Source organism: Reyranella sp., from assembly GCF_965227665.1.
Lineage (GTDB): Bacteria > Pseudomonadota > Alphaproteobacteria > Reyranellales > Reyranellaceae > Reyranella.
Map to the genome: position 1 here is coordinate 1,535,677 of NZ_OZ245767.1, position 19,188 is coordinate 1,554,864.

The window sequence follows — 19,188 nt, forward strand, 5'->3', positions numbered from 1 at the left end:
AAAATGAAACGTCGTCACCTGATCGCGGCCGGCGCCGCGGCGCTTGCCGTCCCATCGATCGCCCGCGCCCAGGGCAAGTATCCCGACAAGACGATCCGCTTCGTCATTCCGTTCGCACCAGCGGGGCCGACGGACATCATTGGCCGCATGGCCGCCGAGAAGCTCAGCGCCATCCTCGGCCAGCAGGTGATCGTCGACAACAAGGCAGGGGCCGCCGGCTCGATCGGCGCGGTCGACGTGAAGAACGCCAAGCCCGACGGCTATACGCTCCTCTGCGCGCCCTCCTCGACCCATGCCATCAACCCGACGGCCTTCGTGAAGCCGGCCTACGATGCGGTGAAGGATTTCACGCCGATCTCGTCGATCTGCGTTAACCCGCTGGTGCTGGTGGCCCGGCCCGACATGCCCGACACGGTGATGGGCCTGGTCGAGCTGATGAAGAAGAACCCAGGCAAATATTCCTACGGCTCCTCGGGGGCCGGCTCGATCATCAATCTCGCCGGCGAGTACTTCAAGCGCGAGGTCGGCGGCATGGATGTCGAGCACATACCCTACAAGGGCTCGATGCCTGCGCTGCAGGACATGATGGGCGGCCAGACCGCCTGGATGTTCGAGACCTTCAGCACGACGCTGCAGCTCCACAAGGCCGGCAAGGTCCGCATTCTCGCCTATGCCTATTCGAAGCGGGCGCCGGTCGCCCCGGAAATCCCGACGATGATCGAGGCCGGGGTCAAGGGTTACGAGGCCTACACGTTCAACCTGATCCTGGGTCCGGCCAACGTGCCGAAGCCGGTGGTCGACGTGCTCGACCAGGCGTCGCGCCAGATGATGAAGGACCCCGCCACCATCAAGTTCCTGGAGGATATCGCCGCCGTCCCGACGACCGACACCACGCCCGAGGTCACGGCCAGGTTCATCAAGGATGAAATCGCCAAGTGGGCGCCGGTCATTCGCGAAGCCGGCGTTCGCATCGAGTAGGGCGGCTTAGCGGTAGCCGGCCGGCGGCGGCACGTTGCCGGGCGCCGGCGCGATCGGCGCCTGCTGCGGCATCTGAGACGGCGTCGGCACGTTCGCGGCGCCCGGACCCGTTCCCACGCCCGAGCCTGCCCCTTCGCTGGGTGACGCGACGCGGCCCGGGGCATCCGAGCCGGTATTGCTGATGTAATAGCCGGCTACGGCGTTGGAATTGTCGCCCGCAGTCTTGGCCGGAACATCGATGACCCCGACCCGGGCACCACTCTTGTCGATCCGGTAGCCCTCCGGATCCATCTGGAAGCCCTCATTGTCGACGCGCAGCCCGCTGGGCTGGACCCGATAGGCTGGCGGCGGCGTGGTTTCGCTATAGAGGGGCTGGGGCAGCGGATCGCAGGCCGCGAGCAGCGACACGCCGAACGTCGCGGCCATAATACGTCTCGCAGCCATCAAGCCCCCTCATCGTGTGGTCGACTGCGGGCTGATGATGTTGCCGTTGCGGTCGATCCGGTTTCCCTGGCCATCATAGCGGAAACCATACTCATCGCGGAAGGCCTCAACGCCGGCCGGCGGGGTCGGCCGGGGAGCCACCGCCGGGGTGCTGTAGGTGGTGGTCGAGACCGTCGTGGCCGGGCCGTAATAGGTCGGGGCGGTCGGCGCGGTGGTGTAATAGGTGGTCGAGGCGTAGCCGGGGGCCGGCGCCGGGACTGGATTTCCATAGGCCTGGTCGCGGTAGCGACGGGCGTCGACCTCACGCCCTACGCAACGGTCGTACATCGCGGTCCCGGGCGTCAGGCCATATGAGTAGCAGGCGTTGCGGGCATCGGCCTCGACGGTCGCGACCGTGTACCCCGCGGGAACGCGGCCCTGGGCGCGGGCGGCGGCCTCGCGGGAGACGCACCGGTTGTAGTTGTCGGTCCCCACGCGGAACCCGTAGTCGACGCAGGCCTGCTCCGAGCTGGTCACGGCATAAGGTGCGCCGGCCGTCCGCGTTTCATAGGTGGTGCTGGTGCTGCTGCAGGCGGCGGCGGATAGGACGAGGGCTGTCGCGGCTAGAAACTTGGTGGCGGTCATTTGCGGTCCTCCGGGGAATTGGTGGCCACAGAACGTGGCTGCCCCCCGAGGGTTGCAGGTTACCTGCAGGAGTTACGCCGGCTTCCTGGCCACGCCATCCCGCAATTCGCGGCGCAGGATCTTTCCGACGTTGCTCTTCGGCAGCTCGGCCCGGAACTCGATGTACTTGGGCCGTTTGTAGCCGGTCAGCTCCTGGTGACAGTAGGCCGCCAGCGCTTCCCTGGTGAGTGACGGATCCTTCTTGACCACGAACAGCATCACCGCCTCGCCGGAGTTGGCATCCGGCACGCCGATGGCCGCGCATTCGAGCACGCCGGGATGGGCGGCGACCACCTCTTCGACCTCATTGGGATAGACGTTGAATCCCGAGACCAGGATCATGTCCTTCTTGCGATCCACGATCCTGGTGTAGCCGCGCGCGTCCATGATGCCGATGTCGCCGGACTTGAAGAAGCCGTCCGGTGTCATGACCTTCGCCGTTTCCTCGGGCTGCTGCCAGTAGTCCCGCATGACCTGCGGACCGCGGATCGCGATCTCTCCCGCCTGCCCGATCGGGACCTCCTTGCCGCTGTCGTCGAGAATGCGGATCTCGACGTTCGGCAGCGGCAGCCCGATCGTGCCCGTGTAGGTCTCGGAGTCCGTGGGATTGCAGGTGACACCGGCGGAAGTCTCACTGAGGCCGTAGCCCTCACAGATCGGACAGCCGGTGATGGCCAGCCACTTCTTCGCGACGGACTCCTGCACCGCCATGCCGCCGCCGTTGGAGATGACCAGTTCCGAGAAATCGAGCTTTGCGAAATCCGGATTGTTGGCGAGCCCGTTGAACAGCGTGTTCACCGCCGGAAAGACATTGATCTTGTATTTGGAGAGATCCTTGATGGTACTCGCGAGATCGCGGGGGTTCGGGATCAGGACGTTCAGCGCGCCGGTGCGCAGGCCGAGCAGGCCACAGGTCACGAAGGCGAACACGTGATACAGCGGCAGTGCACAGGCGATCGTGAGCTGGCCGCTGATCTTGCGGCGGTTCAGGCCGGGCTGCATCCAGGCTTCGGACGCCAGCAGGTTCGCGACCAGGGTGTGATGCAGCAGGGTCGCACCCTTCGAAACCCCGGTCGTGCCGCCGGTATATTGCAGCACGGCAACATCGTTCGGGCCCAGCTGCGGCTTCGCCAGGACCATGCTGCGCCCCACCCGCAGCGCGTCGTTGAACTTCACATGGCCGGGCAGCGACCAAACCGGCACCATCTTGCGCATGGTACGAACGACGAAGTTGACGATCAGCCCCTTGGGGAAGCCCAGCAGGTCGCCCATCGAAGCGACCACGACATGCTTGATGCCCGTCTGCGCGATCACCCGCTGCAAGGTCGTCGCGAAGTTCTCCAAAAGGATGATGGCGTCGGCACCGGAATCGCGAAGCTGATGCTCGAGCTCGCGCGACGTGTAGAGCGGGTTCACGTTGACGGCCACGTATCCCGCCCGCAGCACGGCCGCGACCGCCACCGGATACTGCAGGATGTTCGGCATCATGATCGCGACGCGGGCGCCGCTTTTCAGCCCGCGTCCCTGCAGCCACGCCCCGAGCGCCAGCGACAGTGTATCGATCTCGCCAAAGGTCAGCGCCTTGTCCATGCAGACATAGGCCGGCTTGTCCCGGTGCCTGGAGAAGCTTTCCTCGAAGAGCGCCACGACGCTGGGATAGGCCGACGGATCGATGTCTGCCGGCACCCCCGGCGGATAACTCTTGAGCCAGAACCGGTCCACGACGCCTCTCCCGAAACCTCTCGATCATTGCCTCAAGGCGGCGCGTTCCCGTCGCGCGCACCGCCTCGGGCTGCGCTTGCTCGCGCTACGACTTCTTCTCGACCGAAGCGCGGATATCCTCGTAGGACTCCTTCATCCGGTCCTGCACGATCTTGAAGGCCTCGGTGCTCGACTTCTGGAGCAACTCGGCGATGTCGCGGGTGTTGGCGATCGCCGCCTCCATGGCCTTCTTGGCGAACTCGGCCTGCTTGGCCATCACTTCCTGGGGGTTGCCGCCCGGCTTGTAGGACTGCGCCATCTCCGCCATGTCCTTCATCGCGGCCTCGAAGATTTCCTTCTGCTTGTGCGCGATCCCGCTCGCGCCTTCGGCCATCGCCTGCCACGACTTGGTCATGGCCTCCAGGTTCTTCTGGTGCTGCTCCATGATCTTCGTCATGTCGAAGGGCGGGACCTTGAGCTGTTCGCCGAAGTTCTTGAACATGTCGGTGAAGCTCTGTGCTGGGTCGGCCATGTGAACCTCCTGTGGTTACAGGCCCAGCTTCAACCCCTGCTCCAGCGCGTGCAAGGCCAAACCGGCCAGACCACCGACCATCGCGCCGTTGAACCGGATGAATTGCAGGTCGCGCCCGACCGTCAGCTCGATGCGGCCGATCAGCACATCGATGTCCCAGGACTTCACCTGATCGGCGATGAAGCGACCGACGCCGCTCTTCTGACTCTGCACGAAATCCGCAAGCAGCCGCACCATGCCGCGATTGATCTCGGCCCGAATCGTGGGATCGCGCGCCAGCTGGCCACCGACATCGACCAGCATCGCCTCCATCTGCCGGCGAACCTGACTGTCCTCGGCGCGCGCATCCTGTTCCAGGAAGGACCGCACGCTCTCCCAGGCGCCCTCCGCCAGGGTCGTGATTTCCGGCCGGGCCAGCAGGTCGCGCTTCAGGCGGTCGGCGCGGCGAGCGAAGTCCTCGGACGTGCGCAGCCGCTCGATGAAGTTCGCGACGAAGCCGTTGAACTCCTTGCGCAACGGATGATCGGCGTCTCCGCGCGCCTCCTTGATGAACGCCGTGGTCGAGGCCACGATCTTGCGCAGCAGGTAGGCATCGGCGCGGTAGAGATTGAACAGCGCCGGGAGCTCCTGGCGGATCTTCTCGCGCAATGCCGCCAGCGTCTCTTCGTCCGCCAGTACCTTCTCCAGCGCCACCAGCAACTCGTCGAGGACGCGCTGGTGCCGCCCCTTCTCGGTGACGGCACTCAGCAGTCCGGCGGCCAGCGGCGCGAGTTCGATCCTCTCCAGTTCGGCCATGGCGCGCCTGCCCAGGAACCCCTTGAGCCCCGACTGCTCGACCGCGGCCAGCGCCTGCGGCACCAGCCGTACCATGAAGCCCGCCAGGGCGGCGCTGCGCGTGCGGTCGCTCAGCCAGTCGGCCACGAGGGCGGCGAAGTCGACGTCGCGCAGCCGCGCCTCGACCGGCTCCGGTGCGAGGAAATTCGTCTCGATGAACTCGCCGAGATTCTCCGCGATGCGATGGTGGTTGCGCGGGACGATCGCGGTGTGCGGGATCGGCAGGCCGAGCGGCCGGCGGAACAGCGCCACGACGGCGTACCAGTCCGCCAATCCTCCCACCGTGGCCGCGGCCGCGAATGCCGCGACATACCCCCAGGCCCAGTGTAGCGGCTCGTAGTGCCGGGCAATCACGAACAACGCAGCCGTTGCCACCAGCAGCAACGTTGCCGCAAGCTTGACCCGACGCAGGGACCGCGCGCGATCGGCATCGCGGTTCAAAGGCTCGCTCACACGCCCTCCCTCAACTGTCAGCCACACAGACGCGACCCGCAGCATGCAGTTTCGCGGCATGACGCGTCATACCTGCCCGCGGCCCGGTCCCTGTGGCAAGCGGGTGATGTTTCTGTCCTATACTCCCGTCACCGTTGTCCCGGGAGGAAGAAGCCATGAAGGTCGGTTATATCGGTGTCGGAAACATGGGCGGTCCCATGTGCCGCAACCTCATCAAGCGCAGCAATCACTCGGTGACGGTGTTCGACCTGAACCCCGAGGCGGTGAAGACCTGCACCGATCTCGGTGCCAGTGCGGCCAAGTCGGTGGCCGAGGTGACCCGGGACGCCGACATCGTGATGACGTCTCTGCCGATGCCGCGCGACGTCGAGGCCGTCACCCTGGGCGACAACGGCATCCTGGCGAATGCAAGCAAGGGCCAGACCTACATCGACCTCAGCACCAATGCGCCGTCGATGGTGAAGAAGATCGGCGCGGCGATGGCCGCCAAGGGAATCGCCATGCTCGACGCGCCGGTGAGCGGCGGCACGGTCGGCGCCGAGGCCGCGACCATCGCCATCATGGTCGGCGGCGACAGGAAGGTGTTCGACGACGCGCTGCCGGTGCTGCAGTCGTTCAGCGCCAACGTGATCCACATGGGCGAGCTCGGCACCGGCACCGTGGCGAAGCTGGTGAACAACATGATGGCCTTCTGCAACATGGCGGCTGCCGCCGAGGGGCTGATGCTGGGTGTTACCGCCGGCCTCGACCCGCAGAAGCTCATTCAGGTGATCTCGAGCTCGAGCGGCAATTCCTCGGCGTTCAAGTCATTCTCGGAGCGCGCGCTCTCGGGCAAGTTCTCGCCGCCCTCCTTTGCGCTCAACCTCGCTCACAAGGATCTCCACCTCGCCCTGGAACTGGCCGACGAACTCGACGTCCCGCTACCGCAGGGCTCGGCCACGCACAATCTGCAGCGCATGGCCCGCCGCATGGGCCTGGGCAACAACGACAGCTCGTCGATCCTGCAGGTCTACGAGTCGGTCCTGAAGAAGACCGTCAAGCCTTAGACGAACACAAACCTCATGCTGAGGAGCGCTCCACAGGAGCGCGTCTCGAAGCATGGGCGCGCGCACCCCGTCTGTTGCTCATCCTTCGAGACACCGCACTTCGCGCGGTTCCTCAGGATGAGGTGGTGTCCCTACGCCAAGTGCTTTGAGATCAAACGGGCGACGAGGTCGGCGTGCGTGCTGGCCACGTCGTGATCGCCGCCCGGCACGATCTCGAGCCGGGCCTGCGGCAGACGGTCCGCGAGGTGGCGGCCGATGGCGACGGGGCTGACCGGATCCTTGTCGCCCCAGATCAAGAGGGTGGGTGCCGTGATGTTCTCCACGGCGAGAGGCGGCGTCGGAGGGCCATCCGTTATCCACGAGACGGCCTTGGGGAACGAGCGACGATAGTCCGCGCGCCACTCCGAGGGGCCGAGGCCCGCCATGTCGACGCCGCCCGACGTCACGCAGAGCACCAGGCGGCGCACCAGCTCCGGTCGCTCGAGCGCGATCCGCGCCGCGATAACGCCGCCCATCGACTGGGCCACCAGGTCGACCGGCTCGTCCATCCTGTTCGTCACCAGCCGCTTCAGGTCGTCAAGGCTGCCGATAGCCGGATCGTGGGGTTGTGCACCCAGGCCCGGCCACCCGAAATGCTCCTTGGGCCAGGTCGCCGGCAGGGCCTCCGCGACGGGCCGCCAGAATTGCGGCGAGCCGCCGGCGCCCGGCAGGAACAGGATCCGCGGTCTGGTCATGTATTGAGACCCAGCTTGCCCATGAACGGCGGCAGGGTGCGGCCGATCGAGAGAAGATAGCGTCCCATGGTACCGGCCACCTTTCGGACCGCCGGACGGGCACTCATCCGGTCGCGCCAGACGTGCAGCCGCGTCAGGTTGGCGGGGATCGGTGCGCCCATCCGTTCGCCGAAGAGTTGCGCCATGTAGAACGCGATGTCGACGTAGCTGTAGGCGCCGGCGATCCACTCCTGCCCGCCGATCGTCCGCTCCATCTCCTGATAGAAAAGCGCCGCCCCATCGTGGGAGCCGGGCGCCGTGGGGTCGCTCATCAGACGAATGATGAAGGGAAAATAGACCTCGTCGGACTTGTGTTCGAGCAGGCGTGCCCGGGCACGGGCCCGTGGCTCCGCCGGCCACAGCGCGGGATCGCGCTTGAGCGTCTCCAGATATTCGAAGATCTGCGTCGAATCGAAGAGTTCGAGGTCGCCGTCGATCAGGACCGGCACCTGTCGTTTGGGATTGATACGCAGGACCTCGGGATGCTTGGGCTCGTAGAGTGTCTTCATCTCGAAGGGCACCATCTCGAGCTCGAACGGAATGCCCTTCTCGCGCAGGGCGATCTCGGCCTTGGCGCCGAACATGCTGAGAGGACCGGAATAGAGTTTCATGGCAACGAGCTTACGCAGGCGCCATCCTACATCAAGACGAACATGCCGAGGGCGGCGGCGGCCATCAGAACCAGCGTGAGCCAGCCCAGGACGCGCTGCCAGAGATTGGCCGTGAACTCGCCCATGATTTCGCGGCGGGACGCCACGATCATCATTGCGCCGATGATGGGCACCACGATCACGCCGTTGAGGACGGCGCTCCAGATCAGTGCCTTGAACGGAGAGATCGGCAGCAGCACCACGCCGAGACCCGCCAGGATCGCTACCGCGATGGTGATGTAGAACGGCCTCGCCTCTCCGAATTTGTGCTCGAGCCCAATTCGCCAGCTCCGAACCTCACCCAGTGCATAGGCGGCCGATCCCGCAAGCACAGGGACCGCGAGCAGGCCCGTACCGATGATGCCCAGGCTGAACAGCAGGAAAGCCGCATCGCCCGCGATCGGCTTCAACGCCTCCGCGGCCTGCTGCGTGGTCTCGATGTCGGTCTTCCCATTGGCGTTGAGTGTCGCCGCCGTCGTCAGGATGATGAAGAAGGCGACGAGATTCGACACCCCCATGCCGATCGCTGTCTCCCAGCCGATGCGGGTCAGCTCGCGGGGTGCCTGCTCGGGCCTGTCGGTCAGTGGTCCGGCGTCTTCGTCCCCTTCTTCGTCTTCCACTTCCTGCGAACTTTGCCAGAAGAAGAGATAGGGGCTGATGGTCGTGCCGAGAATCGCGACGATCAGCATCAATGTGTCCTTGTCGAAGGCGAACGTCGGCACGAGGGCGCCGATGCCGACGGCACGCCAGTCGATGTGCGCCGTGAAGACCACGCCGACATAGGCGAACAGCGAGAAGGTCAGGTACTTCAGGAAGCCGACGTAGCGGCTGTAGGGAATGAAGACGATCGCCAGCAGCGACACGATCGCGAACAGGAAGGTGAAGAGGATCTGTCCGCCGCCCACGAGCATGGCCATCGCCGCGCCCATGGCGGCGAGATCGGCGCCGATGTTGATGGTGTTCGCCACGAACAGCAGCAGAACCAATCCCAGTACCACCGGCCGCGGGAAAGCCCGGCACATGTTGGCGGCCAGACCATGGCCGGTGACGCGGCCGATGCGGGCGCTGACCGACTGGACCGCGACCATCAGCGGCCAGGTCAGCACCACCGTCCAGAGAAGGCCGAAGCCGGCATGGGCGCCGGCCTGGGAGTAGGTCGCGATGCCACTGGGATCGTCGTCGGCGGCGCCCGTGATCACGCCGGGACCGAGCCTCTTGATCAGTCCCTGTGTATTGGTTGCGACCATCCTGCCCCCGAAACGGAAGACTGCCCCGCAAGTTCCACCTGCAGGGAGTACCGCACATCACGCACTTTCGTTCAGTTCAGCTGAAGGGTCCGGCCTCCTGCTCCGCGAGGAGCGCCTTCACCTTGAGAAGCTTGGCGTGCAGATGGCCACGCAGCAATGCGGCAACCCGCGCGCCATCCCGCGCCTGGAGTGCCTTCATGATGATCTCGTGCTCGCGCACAGCCTCCTTCCATTGCGCCGGCGTGTTGAGGGCCATGTAGCGCGCGCGGCGCATCTGGCCGTCAAGACCGGCATAGATCCGAGACAGAACCGGGTTCTGCGCGGCCTCGATCAGCCGTTCGTGCAGCCGCTGGTTCACCATGAAGAAGCGTTCCCGCTGCCGCGCGCGATAGCTCGCCACGAGTTGTTTGTGCAGGGCCAGCAGCTCGGCCAAGTCCGCGTCCGACATGTTCTGGCAGGCCAGTTCGCCGGCGAGCGCTTCCAGCGCCTCCATGACGGAAAAGATATGATCGGCATTGCGGGCACTCAACCGCGCGACCCGCGCGCCGAGACGCGGCCGAATCTCGATCAGTCCCTCGCCCGCCAGTACCCGGAAGGCCTCGCGCAGAGGCGTGCGCGACACGCCCAGCTCGCGACCCAGGGTGCGCTCCCGGATCGGACGGCCGGGCTCCAGGTCACCGTTCGCGATCATGTCGCGCAGTCGGGCGATGACTTCGCCGAGCATGAGCGGCACCACGATCTGCCCCGCGTCGGGCTTCATCCTGGGCGTTGACGGAGCGCTGGGCGCTCTCTTCTTCGTCTTCTTGGTCTTCATCCGCGCAACCTAGCCCAGGCTCGGGCACGCGGCACGGTGTTTGCATTTGGTATACCATATGCCATTCTTGGAGCCTTGCGCCTGCTTGGCTCGTGGGAGCCCTCATGACCATTCTCGCCCGCCTCGCCGCCGCAATGCTGATGTCCCTGCCCCTTGTCCTGTCCGCGTCGGGATCCGCCGTCGCCTATCCCGACCGCCCGGTGAGGATCATCGTTCCGTACCCGCCAGGAGGTGGCACCGACGTGGTCGCGCGGCTTCTGGCGCAGCGCCTCACCGAGCGGATGAAGCAGCAGGTCATCGTCGAGAATCGCGGCGGTGCCGGCGGGACGATCGGAACGGATGTGGTGGCCAAGGCCGCAGCGGATGGCCACACGCTGATGGTCGTGCCCACCAGCCACGTCATCAATCCAAACGTCTACGCCAAGCTCCCCTACGACACGCGCAAGGATTTCGCGCCGGTCTCGCTGCTCGCCTCGGCAACGATCATGCTCGCGGTCAATCCGGCGGTGCCGGCCAAGACGGTGGCCGAACTCGTGGCCCTCGCCCGGCCCGGGGGTCCGGTCACGAACTTCGGCTCGGCCGGCAACGGCACGGTGTTCCACCTCGTCGGCGAGCTCTTCAAGAAGCTGGCCGGCCTGCAGATCGTGCATGTGCCCTACCGCGGCGGCGCGCCGACCGTGAATGCGCTGCTGGCCAACGAAGTGCCGATGGCTTTCGAAACCGCCCTGGCCCTTGGCCCGCACGTGGCGGCGGGCAAGCTGAGGGCCCTTGCCGTCACCCAGCCCAAGCGCAGCAGCGCCTGGCCCGACATCCCGACGACGGCAGAGGCCGGATACCCTTCGCTGGAGGCCGACAATGCCTACGCCTTGTTCGCGCCCGCCGGCACCCCGGCCGTGATCGTCGAGCGACTGGCACAGGAAGCGCGCGCCGTATTCACCGATCCCGACATGAAAGCAAAGCTCGCCGAGCAGGGTGCCGAAGTGGTCGCGAGCAGCCCCGCCGAGCTCGCGGCCTATGTCGATCGCGAGATGGCGAAATGGAGCGCCGTCGCACGCGAGGCCGGCGTCCGCCCCGAATGAACCGCAAGTCCAAGGAGGAAAGAATGCAGCCGATCATCCGTGAGAAGTCGGAATACTATGCGCGTACCAGCGCCCAGATGGATGCCCATCTGGCACCGCCGCCCTGGTCGCTGCGCGAGAAGATCGCGCTCACCTGCCGCATTCTGGCCCAGGAGGGCCATGAATCGGCGATCGCTGGGCAGATCACGGCGCGAGGGGACAAGCCCGGTACCTATTGGATGCTCGGGTTCGGCCTCGGCTTCGACGAGGCGCGCCGCAGCAACATCGTGCTGGTCGACGACGACCTGAACCTTCTGGAGGGCGAAGGGATGGTCAATCCGTCCAATCGCTTCCATCTGTGGATCTACCGGCACAGGCCGTCCGTGAACGCCATCGTGCACACGCATCCGCCGCACATCTCGGCCCTTTCGATGATCGGCCGGCCGCTCGTAGCCTCGCACATGGACACCTCGATGTTCCATGACGACTGCGCCTATCTGCCGGAATGGCCGGGCCCGCCGGTCGGCGACGAGGAAGGCGAGATCATCCACAAGGCCCTGGGCGACAAGCGCACCGTTCTCCTCGCCCATCATGGCCAGTTGAGCGCCGCCGCGACGATCGAGGAAGCCTGCGTGCTCGCTATCTTCATCGAGCGGGCGGCCAAGTTGCAGCTGATGGCCGAGGCCGTCGCGCCCATCCGGCCATTGCCGGCCGCCCTCGCCCGCGAGGCGCACGACTATCGCCTCAAGAAGCGCGCCGTCGAGGCGACCTTTCACTATTTCGGGCGGCGGGCGCTGAGAACCGATGGGGACGCCCTGACCTGACGCGAGACGGCAGGGGCCCGGTCATGCGACGCCGGGGCCATCCTTGAGGTGGAAAGGCAGCGTCGCCAGCTCGGGCGCCAGGTCCTTGACCTCGTCGAAGAACACGATGAAGTGGCGCGCGACGAGGCGCTGGAGATCGCCGCCGGGCTGGTCGTCGCCGTCCGCCGTCGTCATCTCCATCCCGTCCCTCGTCCGCACCCAGAGCAGCGCATTGCGCGGCGCATCGGGAAGGTCCGCGAAGCTCAGCAGGCCGAAGGCGACGGCCTTCCGTCGGCGGGCATGCTGGGCCAGCGCATTGTCCCGGTTGAGATCGCACAGCGCGAAGGCCAGCCGGCCTTGCGTGCCGTCGGGCAGGGTCACGTCGTATTCGCGGGTGGCCAGACGCCCCAGCGCGTCGCTCACATCACGACTCCTGCATCCTGCCCCCTGAAGCCGTTGACGATCGGATAGCGCCGCTCGCGGCTGATGCTGCGGGAGGTGATCTTGACGCCGGGCGGCGCCTGGCGGCGCTTGTATTCGGCGCCCTCGAGCAGGCGCCAGACGCGGTCGACGGTGGCCGGATCATGGCCTTCCTTCGCCAGCGCCGACGTATCGAGGTCGCGCTCGATCAGCCCCTTCAGGATGGCATCGAGCGTAGGATAGGGTGGGAGCGAATCGGAATCTTTCTGGTCGGGCCGCAGTTCGGCCGACGGCGGCTTGTCGATGATGCGCGGCGGGATCACCACGCCCGCACGGCCCAGAGCACCGATGGGAAAATGCGCGTTGCGCCAGCGGCAGAGCTCGAAGACCGCGGTCTTGTAGACGTCTTTCAACACGTTGAACCCGCCGCACATGTCGCCGTACAGCGTGGCATAACCGACGGCCATCTCCGACTTGTTGCCCGTCGTCACCACCATGCCGCCCAGCTTGTTCGACACCGCCATCAGGGTGACGCCGCGGGCGCGGCTCTGGATGTTCTCCTCGGTCACGTCCTCGGGCCGGTTGCCGAACAGCGGCGCGAGCATGCCGCGGAACGCCTCCATCGCAGGGCCGATATCGACGATGTCGTAGCGTATGCCGATCGCCCGGGCGCAGGCCTCGGCGTCCTCCAGCGACTCCCGGCTGGTATAGGGCGACGGCATCATGATCGCGTGCACGCGATCGGGGCCCAGCGCGTCGGCCGCCACCGCCGCCGTGATCGCCGAATCCACGCCGCCCGAGAGGCCGATGACGACCGAGGGGAAGCCGGTCTTGTTCACGTAATCGCGCAAGCCGAGCACCATCGCCTGATAGATCGACTCGAGTTGGTCCAGCTCGGGCGCGATCGGGCCGGGCTCGCACTCCCAGCCGCCGGCGCCGCGCCGGAACTCGATCGTGGCGACCTCCTCGGCGAAGGAGGCGAGCTTGGCCTTGAGCGAGCGGTCGGCACCCAGCGCGAAGGACGCACCGTCATAGACGACCTCGTCCTGCCCGCCGACCTGGTTCAGATAGACGAAGGGCAGGCCGCTCTCGACCACCCGCTTGACGCCGAGCTGCACGCGCACGTCGGTCTTCCCGGCCTCATAGGGCGAACCGTTCGGTACCAGCAGGATTTCGCCGCCGGTCTCGGCGATGCATTCGACGACGTCCGGCGTCCAGACATCCTCGCAGATCGGCACGCCGATGCGGACCCCGCGGAATACGAGCGGTCCGGGCATCGGCCCGGGGGCAAAGACACGCTTGTCGTCGAAGACGCCATAGTTCGGCAGGTCGACCTTGTAGCGTTTGCCGACGACCTCGCCTTTGTCGAGCGCGACAATGGCATTGTAGAGCTTGCCGTCTTCGCGCCACGGCGTGGTCACGAACAGCGCCGGACCGCCATCCAGCGTGTCGGCACGCAGGGCCTCGACCGCATCACGGCAGGTCTGCTGAAACACGGGTTTGAGGACGAGGTCCTCGGGGAAGTAGCCCGACAGCACCATCTCGGGGAACAGCACCATATCGGCGCCCTGCCGCGCCGCTTCGGCACGTGCCGCCCGCACCTTGGCGAGATTGCCCGCCACGTCGCCGACCTTGGGATTGAGCTGCGCCAATCCCACTCTCAGTTTGTCCGTCATCATAGCCTCAGGAGGAGCGCATGTGCTCGCGGAGAGCCTGGCCGAACGCCTGGAACAGGGCGCGGTTGATCGGGTTCGTCTGCGGATCGTATTCCGCGTGCCACTGGACGCCGACCGCGAAGGCGGGTGCGTCGCTGATGCAGATGGCCTCGATCGTACCGTCTTCCGCGACGCCCTCGATGGCGACCCGCTTGCCGGGATCGAGGATACCCTGGCCGTGGAGCGAGTTCACGCGGATGCACTCGCAGCCGAGCAACCGGGCGAAATAGCCTTCCTTTACGAGCTGCACCTCGTGCCGGTCCGCGAACACCACGGTGGGATCGGGATGAACCTCGCCGTTCTCCAGTCGCGGCATGCGGTGATTCATGCGCCCCGGGATCTCGCGAATCTCGGGATGCAGCGAGCCGCCGAAGGCCACATTCATTTCCTGGAATCCGCGGCAGATGCCGAAGATCGGCACACCGCGCTCGACACAGGCGTCGATCAGCGACAGGGCCATCGCGTCACGCTCCTGATCGTAGGGTTCGTGGGCAGGATGCGGCTCGGCCCCGAAGCGCGTCGGATGGACGTTGGCGCGGGCCCCGGTGAGAAGAATACCGTCGACCGCGTCCAGAAGCGCCGCGATGTCGGTGATATCGGGTGTCCCGGCGAACATCAGGGGCAAAGCCCCGGCGACGTCCGCAACTGCCCGCATGTTGCGTTGACCCACGAGCTGGACGTTGTGCCGGTCGTTGATCACGCCTGAATTGCCGATCACCCCGACCACGGGTTTCTTGATGCTGGGAACCAACGCGCGCCTGCCTCGACTTCGAAGCACGGATAATGGCACCGCATTCACCGGCCGGCGAGTCCGCCGTCGCGAAACACCGTTGACAGCTGCGCCCGCCGGTGCGTGAATTCACTCGTCACGTTCAGTAGGGAGGTTTTGATGAATCCACCCAAGCAACGTGCCGCAGTGATTGTCGAGGCAATCGTTCGGGCATCGGCATAGCGGCAGACGCGAACGGCACGGCGGGAGCGGTCACTGCGGGTCGCATCAGTTGGGCATGACCCCGATCAGGCCGCTCCCGACGTTCCCTACCCACACTTCCAAACGAGTTCGAGACCCCTCTGCGGAACCCCGTTCACTGGAACGGCGGCACCTCGCGGCGCAGGTTGCCGCTTCCTTGAGTGAAGAACAGCGTCAGGCGTCCGGCGACCTCCCTCGGGCTCTCCGACGGTTCAAGTGGAAGCTCCGTTTTCAGCCCGCGCGCACCAAGCTCGTCCACCAGCTCCTTCAGGCTATCGCCGGGAATCTCGAACTGCAGGACGGCCATCGCGTCGGAGAGCAGCGAATGGCCGGAGACCCAGCCACCTGCCCGCGTAATCGCCTCCGACGCCGCATTCACGCTCACATGAAAGGCGTCCCGCGCGACGGCCTCGAGGCGAAGCACACCCGTCTCCGGTTGGTCTAGGACTTCGCCGCCACCACTTCGACCTCGACCAGCATCGAGGGATCGGCGAGGCCGGCCACGACCAGCAGGGTCGATGCGGGATAGGGTTCCTGCCCGACATACTTGCCGCGCACGTCGCGGAACGCCGGAATGAAGCGGCTGTCGGTGAGGAACACGGTGAGCTTGACGATGTCGCGGAAGTCCATGCCGCCGGCCTTCAGCACCTCGCCGATGTTCTTCCAGACCTGCTCGCTCTGCGCCTCGATCCCGTCCTGCAGCTTGCCCGCAGAATCCACGCCGACCTGACCCGAAACGTAGAGCACGCGCGCCTCTGGAGGCACCTCGACGCCGAGGCTGTATTTGCCGGCCACGGACACAGATTTGGGATTGTGGAACTTGATGGCCATGTCAGACCCTCCATTGTAAGGAGGCGCAGGTTTCAGGTCGGAGAGCATGACGTCAAGCACCAAGCCCGTACACATCGTCGGTGGCGGCCTCGCAGGCAGCGAGGCGGCCTGGCAGCTCGCGCAGTCGGGCGTGCCGGTGGTGCTGCACGAAATGCGGCCGCTGCGCGGGACCGAGGCGCATCTCACAGATAGCCTTGCCGAGCTGGTCTGCTCCAACTCCTTCCGCTCCGACGATGCCGCCAACAACGCCGTCGGCGTGATCCACGAGGAGATGCGCCGCGCCGGCTCGCTGATCATGCGGTCGGCCGATGCGCACAAGCTGCCGGCCGGGGGCGCACTCGCGGTCGACCGACACGCCTTCTCGGCCGCCGTGCAGGAAACCCTGCTCGCCCATCCGCTGGTCACGCTCGAGCGCGAGGAGGTCGCGGGCCTGCCGCCGGACGATTGGGACAGCGTCATCGTGGCAACCGGTCCCCTCACCTCGCCTGCCCTCGCCGACGCCATCGCCAAGCTCACCGGCGAGGACTCGCTCGCCTTCTTCGACGCCATCGCGCCGATCGTCCACCATGAGAGCATCGACCAGTCGATCGCCTGGAAGCAGTCGCGCTACGACAAGGTCGGTCCCGGCAATGTCGAGGGCAGCGATGGCGCGGACTACTTCAACTGCCCGATGGACAAGCCGCAATACGAGGCCTTCGTGGCGGCGCTGCTGGCCGGCGAGAAGACCGAGTTCAAGCAGTGGGAGCACAATACGCCCTACTTCCAGGGCTGCCAGCCGATCGAGGTGATCGCCTCGACCGGGCCGCAGAGCCTGCGCTTCGGGCCGATGAAGCCGGTCGGCCTGCGCGATCCGCGCACCGGCCATCGCCCCTGGGCGGTGGTCCAGCTCCGCCAGGACAATGCGCTGGGCACGCTGTGGAACATCGTCGGTTTTCAGACCAAGCTGAAGCACGGCGAGCAGACGCGCATCTTCCGCACCATCCCCGGCCTCGAGAAGGCGGAGTTCGCCCGGCTGGGCGGCCTGCACCGCAATACCTTCCTCAACAGCCCGCGCCTGCTCGACGGAACCTTGCGCCTCAAGGCGATGCCGAGGCTGCGGTTTGCCGGCCAGATCACCGGCTGCGAGGGCTATGTCGAGAGCGCCGCCGTCGGCCTGATGACCGGCCGGTTCGCGGCGGCCGAGCGCCTTGGCCGCACGCAGGCACCGCCGCCGCCGACCACGGCGATGGGCGCGCTGCTGGGCCACATCACCGGCGGGGCCGACGCCGCGACCTTCCAGCCGATGAACATCAATTTCGGCCTGTTCCCGCCGATCGCCGGCAGCTTCAAGGGCAAGGAGCGCAAGCAGGCCATGGCCGTGCGGGCGCTGCGCGACTTCGACGACTGGCTGAGGCCGACGCCGCTCGCCGCGGAGTGAGCCGGCACCTCGTTCACGTCATCTGAACGGCGGAAACATTCCGTAACGTCCCGCAACAGTGGGTAACCAAACGTTATTTCACATCCGGACCGTGTCGGGATGAAATGGGCTCACCCCTTTCGATGGAGTGAGTCATGCAGACCATTCAGGAACTGGTCGCCCCCGCCATGCCTTCGCTGCAGTACGACGTGATGCGCGAGATCTTCACTCTTCTGGCGCCCTACAACGCCGGCGGCAAGGCGATCACGCCGCAGACGGTCATCTCAAAAGGACTGACCGTCGATTCGCTCACGATCATGGACGTCATCATGGAGCTCGAGGACCGGTTCGACGTCACCATTCCGATGCACGTCGCCGCCGATATCGTGACGATCGACCAGCTCGCCGAAGCGGTCGTTTCGCAGCGTGCGAGGCGCTGACAAAACTCCATACCTCATGAGATAAGTTCGCGAGTGGGCGGCGCGGCGCGTGCTACATCGCCTGCAATGACTCCCGCACAACGCCGGCAGATGATGCTGGCCGGGCCGATCGTGCCCACCATCCTCACCCTCGCCACGCCGAACGTGCTGAACGTGGCCATGCAGAGCCTCGTCAGCATCGCCGACGGCTATTTCATCGGCCAGCTCGGCGTCGTCGACCTCGCGGCACTGGCGCTGGTCTTCCCGACGCAGATGACGCTCGGCATGATGTCGGCCGGCGCCATGGGTGGCGGCATCTCTTCCTCGGTTGCCCGCGCCCTGGGCTCGGGCAACAAGGCGGCCGCCGAGGCGGCGGCGGCGCACGCGCTGGCCATCGCGATCGGCATGGCAGCGCTGTTCGGCATCCTGTTCGTGGGCTTCGGCCGACAGATCTATGGCGCGCTGGGCGGCAGCGGCGCGGCACTCGATCGCGCCGAGGCCTTCGCCACCATCCTGTTCTCAGGCTGCGTGGCCCACTGGGTCGCCAACTCGATGGCCTCGGTCCTGCGCGGGACAGGCGACATGAAGACACCCGGACTGGCGCTGGTCGTGACGGCAGCGATCCAGATCACGCTCACCGGCGCGCTGACCCTGGGCTGGTTCGGTCTGCCCGCCTTCGGGATCCGCGGCCCGGCCATCGCCGCGGTGATCGCCTTCGCCCTCGCCGCCCTCTGGATGCTCTCGAAGCTGACCGGCGCGAAGGCGCCGCTCAGGCTGCGCTGGCCGGTCGACGGCTTCCGCTGGCGCGCCTTCCGCGACATCCTGAAGGTCGGACTGATCGCCTGTCTCGTGGTCATCCTGACCAACGGCACCGTGCTGGTCGTCACCGGCCTGATCGGGCGCGAGGGCGACGCCGCCATCGCGGGCTACGGCATCGGCTCACGGCTGGAATACATGCTGATCCCGATCAGCTTCGGCATCGGCGCGACCCTCACCGCGCTGGTCGGCACGAACATCGGCGCCAAACAATATGCCCGCGCCCAGCGCCTCGCCTGGACGGGCGCCTTCATGGCCGGCGCGGTCGCCGCCACCATCGGCATCATCGTGGCGCTCTGGCCCGACCTGTGGCTCGGCCTGTTCACCACCAACCCCGGCGCACTGGCCTCCGGCCGCCACTATCTCAGCATCGTCGGGCCCGCCTACGGTTTCTTCGGCCTGGCCATGGCGCTCTACTTCGCCTCGCAGGGAACCGGGGAAATGATCTGGCCGGTTGCCGCCAACCTCACCCGCATCACCATCGCGGGCGGCGGCAGCCTGCTGGCCCTCGACCATTTCGGCTGGGGCGTCTCGGGCCTCTATACCTGCGTCGCGCTGGGCATCGTGGCCTTCTCCGCCGTGCTTGCCTTCTCGACGACGCGGCGGGCCTGGACCGGCTGACACC

At 66.3% G+C, this 19,188-nt stretch carries 21 protein-coding genes; 7 read left to right on the forward strand and 14 right to left on the reverse strand.

Going from position 1 to position 19,188, the window contains the following annotated elements:
- Window positions 1–3: 3 nt before the first annotated feature.
- The gene (locus ACO07I_RS07375; RefSeq protein WP_422015814.1) at window positions 4–978 is read left to right on the forward strand and encodes a Bug family tripartite tricarboxylate transporter substrate binding protein; all 975 of its coding nucleotides are present in this window, start codon (window positions 4–6) and stop codon (window positions 976–978) included.
- Window positions 979–984: 6 nt separating this feature from the next.
- Here the strand turns inward: ACO07I_RS07375 and ACO07I_RS07380 are convergent, their stop codons facing one another.
- The 5 genes from ACO07I_RS07380 to ACO07I_RS07400 all read right to left on the reverse strand — a co-directional run bounded on the left by ACO07I_RS07380 (window position 985) and on the right by ACO07I_RS07400 (window position 5,650).
- Window positions 985–1,422, reverse strand: a complete 438-nt coding sequence (locus ACO07I_RS07380) for a hypothetical protein (protein WP_422015816.1) — start codon at window positions 1,420–1,422, stop codon at window positions 985–987.
- Window positions 1,423–1,431: 9 nt separating this feature from the next.
- Window positions 1,432–1,938, reverse strand: a complete 507-nt coding sequence (locus ACO07I_RS07385; protein ID WP_422015818.1) for a hypothetical protein — start codon at window positions 1,936–1,938, stop codon at window positions 1,432–1,434.
- Window positions 1,939–2,118: 180 nt separating this feature from the next.
- Complete coding sequence (locus tag ACO07I_RS07390) at window positions 2,119–3,807, reverse strand: long-chain-fatty-acid--CoA ligase (protein ID WP_422015820.1); 1,689 nt, start codon at window positions 3,805–3,807, stop codon at window positions 2,119–2,121.
- An 85-nt stretch (window positions 3,808–3,892) separates the two neighbouring features.
- Window positions 3,893–4,318, reverse strand: coding sequence for a phasin family protein (locus tag ACO07I_RS07395; RefSeq protein WP_422015822.1), 426 nt, complete (start codon window positions 4,316–4,318; stop codon window positions 3,893–3,895).
- Window positions 4,319–4,333: 15 nt separating this feature from the next.
- Complete coding sequence (locus ACO07I_RS07400) at window positions 4,334–5,650, reverse strand: DUF445 domain-containing protein (protein ID WP_422015824.1); 1,317 nt, start codon at window positions 5,648–5,650, stop codon at window positions 4,334–4,336.
- Between the two features lie 110 nt (window positions 5,651–5,760).
- Here ACO07I_RS07400 and ACO07I_RS07405 point away from each other — a divergent pair, with 110 nt between their 5' ends.
- Window positions 5,761–6,651: an NAD(P)-dependent oxidoreductase gene (locus tag ACO07I_RS07405; RefSeq protein ID WP_422015826.1), complete on the forward strand. Its 891-nt coding sequence runs from the start codon at window positions 5,761–5,763 to the stop codon at window positions 6,649–6,651.
- Between the two features lie 131 nt (window positions 6,652–6,782).
- On the opposite strand, the gene ACO07I_RS07410 is transcribed toward ACO07I_RS07405, so the two are convergent.
- The 4 genes from ACO07I_RS07410 to ACO07I_RS07425 form a co-directional block, all read right to left on the reverse strand.
- Window positions 6,783–7,385, reverse strand: coding sequence for an alpha/beta fold hydrolase (locus tag ACO07I_RS07410; protein ID WP_422015828.1), 603 nt, complete (start codon window positions 7,383–7,385; stop codon window positions 6,783–6,785).
- Complete coding sequence (locus tag ACO07I_RS07415) at window positions 7,382–8,035, reverse strand: glutathione S-transferase family protein (protein ID WP_422015830.1); 654 nt, start codon at window positions 8,033–8,035, stop codon at window positions 7,382–7,384. The genes ACO07I_RS07410 and ACO07I_RS07415 overlap by 4 nt, the downstream gene beginning before the upstream one ends.
- Before the next feature lie 26 nt (window positions 8,036–8,061).
- Window positions 8,062–9,321, reverse strand: a complete 1,260-nt coding sequence (locus ACO07I_RS07420; protein WP_422015832.1) for an Nramp family divalent metal transporter — start codon at window positions 9,319–9,321, stop codon at window positions 8,062–8,064.
- Window positions 9,322–9,397: 76 nt separating this feature from the next.
- Complete coding sequence (locus ACO07I_RS07425; RefSeq protein WP_422015834.1) at window positions 9,398–10,081, reverse strand: GntR family transcriptional regulator; 684 nt, start codon at window positions 10,079–10,081, stop codon at window positions 9,398–9,400.
- 158 nt (window positions 10,082–10,239) lie between these two features.
- Here ACO07I_RS07425 and ACO07I_RS07430 point away from each other — a divergent pair, with 158 nt between their 5' ends.
- Together ACO07I_RS07430 and ACO07I_RS07435 are read left to right on the forward strand one after the other, a co-directional pair.
- A complete protein-coding gene (locus tag ACO07I_RS07430) occupies window positions 10,240–11,214 on the forward strand; it encodes a tripartite tricarboxylate transporter substrate binding protein (protein ID WP_422015836.1) in 975 nt (324 codons plus the stop codon).
- Between the two features lie 23 nt (window positions 11,215–11,237).
- Complete coding sequence (locus ACO07I_RS07435; protein WP_422015838.1) at window positions 11,238–12,017, forward strand: aldolase; 780 nt, start codon at window positions 11,238–11,240, stop codon at window positions 12,015–12,017.
- A 21-nt stretch (window positions 12,018–12,038) separates the two neighbouring features.
- Here ACO07I_RS07435 and ACO07I_RS07440 read toward each other — a convergent pair whose 3' ends face one another.
- The 5 genes from ACO07I_RS07440 to ACO07I_RS07460 all read right to left on the reverse strand — a co-directional run bounded on the left by ACO07I_RS07440 (window position 12,039) and on the right by ACO07I_RS07460 (window position 15,932).
- Entirely contained in the window at window positions 12,039–12,419 is a 381-nt protein-coding gene (locus ACO07I_RS07440) for a hypothetical protein (RefSeq protein WP_422015840.1), read from the reverse strand.
- Window positions 12,416–14,095, reverse strand: coding sequence for an NAD+ synthase (locus tag ACO07I_RS07445; protein ID WP_422015842.1), 1,680 nt, complete (start codon window positions 14,093–14,095; stop codon window positions 12,416–12,418). Before ACO07I_RS07445 ends, ACO07I_RS07440 begins: the two co-directional genes overlap by 4 nt.
- 4 nt (window positions 14,096–14,099) lie before the next feature.
- Entirely contained in the window at window positions 14,100–14,870 is a 771-nt protein-coding gene (locus tag ACO07I_RS07450) for a gamma-glutamyl-gamma-aminobutyrate hydrolase family protein (RefSeq protein ID WP_422018189.1), read from the reverse strand.
- A 346-nt stretch (window positions 14,871–15,216) separates the two neighbouring features.
- On the reverse strand, window positions 15,217–15,525 hold the full coding sequence (locus ACO07I_RS07455; protein ID WP_422015844.1) for a hypothetical protein: 309 nt from the start codon (window positions 15,523–15,525) through the stop codon (window positions 15,217–15,219).
- A 17-nt stretch (window positions 15,526–15,542) separates the two neighbouring features.
- The gene (locus tag ACO07I_RS07460; protein ID WP_422015846.1) at window positions 15,543–15,932 is read right to left on the reverse strand and encodes a RidA family protein; all 390 of its coding nucleotides are present in this window, start codon (window positions 15,930–15,932) and stop codon (window positions 15,543–15,545) included.
- Between the two features lie 46 nt (window positions 15,933–15,978).
- Here ACO07I_RS07460 and trmFO point away from each other — a divergent pair, with 46 nt between their 5' ends.
- The 3 genes from trmFO to ACO07I_RS07475 all read left to right on the forward strand — a co-directional run bounded on the left by trmFO (window position 15,979) and on the right by ACO07I_RS07475 (window position 19,184).
- The gene (trmFO, locus tag ACO07I_RS07465) at window positions 15,979–17,349 is read left to right on the forward strand and encodes a methylenetetrahydrofolate--tRNA-(uracil(54)-C(5))-methyltransferase (FADH(2)-oxidizing) TrmFO (RefSeq protein ID WP_422015848.1); all 1,371 of its coding nucleotides are present in this window, start codon (window positions 15,979–15,981) and stop codon (window positions 17,347–17,349) included.
- A gap of 134 nt (window positions 17,350–17,483) precedes the next feature.
- Entirely contained in the window at window positions 17,484–17,768 is a 285-nt protein-coding gene (locus tag ACO07I_RS07470; RefSeq protein ID WP_422015850.1) for an acyl carrier protein, read from the forward strand.
- 66 nt (window positions 17,769–17,834) lie between these two features.
- Window positions 17,835–19,184, forward strand: a complete 1,350-nt coding sequence (locus tag ACO07I_RS07475; RefSeq protein ID WP_422015852.1) for an MATE family efflux transporter — start codon at window positions 17,835–17,837, stop codon at window positions 19,182–19,184.
- Window positions 19,185–19,188 lie beyond the last annotated feature (4 nt).

Excerpts from the sequence above, each read along its gene's own strand:
- ACO07I_RS07375 (WP_422015814.1), top strand. The coding sequence starts at position 4 with ATGAAACGTCGTCACCTGATCGCGGCCGGCGCCGCGGCGCTTGCCGTC.
- ACO07I_RS07380 (WP_422015816.1), bottom strand. The coding sequence starts at position 1,422 with ATGGCTGCGAGACGTATTATGGCCGCGACGTTCGGCGTGTCGCTGCTC.
- ACO07I_RS07395 (WP_422015822.1), bottom strand. The coding sequence starts at position 4,318 with ATGGCCGACCCAGCACAGAGCTTCACCGACATGTTCAAGAACTTCGGC.
- ACO07I_RS07400 (WP_422015824.1), bottom strand. The coding sequence starts at position 5,650 with ATGCTGCGGGTCGCGTCTGTGTGGCTGACAGTTGAGGGAGGGCGTGTG.
- ACO07I_RS07405 (WP_422015826.1), top strand. The coding sequence starts at position 5,761 with ATGAAGGTCGGTTATATCGGTGTCGGAAACATGGGCGGTCCCATGTGC.
- ACO07I_RS07410 (WP_422015828.1), bottom strand. The coding sequence starts at position 7,385 with ATGACCAGACCGCGGATCCTGTTCCTGCCGGGCGCCGGCGGCTCGCCG.
- ACO07I_RS07415 (WP_422015830.1), bottom strand. The coding sequence starts at position 8,035 with ATGAAACTCTATTCCGGTCCTCTCAGCATGTTCGGCGCCAAGGCCGAG.
- ACO07I_RS07420 (WP_422015832.1), bottom strand. The coding sequence starts at position 9,321 with ATGGTCGCAACCAATACACAGGGACTGATCAAGAGGCTCGGTCCCGGC.
- ACO07I_RS07425 (WP_422015834.1), bottom strand. The coding sequence starts at position 10,081 with ATGAAGCCCGACGCGGGGCAGATCGTGGTGCCGCTCATGCTCGGCGAA.
- ACO07I_RS07430 (WP_422015836.1), top strand. The coding sequence starts at position 10,240 with ATGACCATTCTCGCCCGCCTCGCCGCCGCAATGCTGATGTCCCTGCCC.
- ACO07I_RS07435 (WP_422015838.1), top strand. The coding sequence starts at position 11,238 with ATGCAGCCGATCATCCGTGAGAAGTCGGAATACTATGCGCGTACCAGC.
- ACO07I_RS07445 (WP_422015842.1), bottom strand. The coding sequence starts at position 14,095 with ATGATGACGGACAAACTGAGAGTGGGATTGGCGCAGCTCAATCCCAAG.
- ACO07I_RS07460 (WP_422015846.1), bottom strand. The coding sequence starts at position 15,932 with ATGGCCATCAAGTTCCACAATCCCAAATCTGTGTCCGTGGCCGGCAAA.
- trmFO (WP_422015848.1), top strand. The coding sequence starts at position 15,979 with ATGACGTCAAGCACCAAGCCCGTACACATCGTCGGTGGCGGCCTCGCA.
- ACO07I_RS07470 (WP_422015850.1), top strand. The coding sequence starts at position 17,484 with ATGCAGACCATTCAGGAACTGGTCGCCCCCGCCATGCCTTCGCTGCAG.
- ACO07I_RS07475 (WP_422015852.1), top strand. The coding sequence starts at position 17,835 with ATGACTCCCGCACAACGCCGGCAGATGATGCTGGCCGGGCCGATCGTG.